Origin of the sequence: Micrococcus sp. GbtcB5, from assembly GCF_019091605.1 — a bacterium.
In the GTDB taxonomy this organism is placed as follows: domain Bacteria; phylum Actinomycetota; class Actinomycetes; order Actinomycetales; family Micrococcaceae; genus Micrococcus; species Micrococcus luteus.
In genome coordinates this window covers 1-551 of record NZ_JAGXJK010000091.1, presented here as the reverse complement: position 1 = coordinate 551, position 551 = coordinate 1, and the positions used below count along the sequence as shown (strand labels likewise).

The 551-nt window shown below is 58.3% G+C and carries 1 protein-coding gene; it reads left to right on the top strand.

Features of this window, described 5'->3' with window-relative positions:
• Positions 1-70 precede the first annotated feature (70 nt).
• A complete protein-coding gene (locus tag KVS67_RS11595; RefSeq protein ID WP_217565403.1) occupies positions 71-436 on the top strand; it encodes a helix-turn-helix transcriptional regulator in 366 nt (121 codons plus the stop codon).
• Positions 437-551 lie beyond the last annotated feature (115 nt).

Here is a 551-nt window from a genome sequence, read left to right as displayed (position 1 = left end):
TCACCAAGTCCGTCATATCGATTGAATAACGCTTGATACGCTATAGGGGTATAGGGTAGTATTAATAACTATGAAAGAAGTTGAGCACGCGCACGCCACGTATGACACACCGCATCTGAATGCGGCGGTCGGAGTCTTCGCGTTGCTGGCGAATCTGGTGAGTGTGAAGATGATCCTCGCCATTCGCGACATCGAGGTCTCTGCCAATCATCTGGCGGACATCGTCGACCTTCCCGTCGACCAGACCTCCCACGAGCTTCACCGCCTGGAGTCGGCCGGGATCGTGAGTCGGCAGCGACGCGAGTCCCGCGACTTCTACCTATTGAACGGTGTGCATGCCGGGGCGCTGGCTGAGGCTGCGATCTTCCATGCCGAACATCAGCAGCAGGTACGCACTCGTGCAGGTTCTCCCACCTCGAACTTGCGACCGAACTGACAGAGGAGGCATCATGCCCCGTTTTTCCCGATTAACCCCTGAGACCGCAGTGGGGGCCTCACGAGACTTGCTCGGCGATCTCGTCGAGCGGCACGGCCAGGTCGGAGACATGGTC

Bases quoted from the DNA above. Each gene is read 5' to 3' on its own strand.
- KVS67_RS11595 (WP_217565403.1), top strand. From the start codon at position 71: ATGAAAGAAGTTGAGCACGCGCACGCCACGTATGACACACCGCATCTG.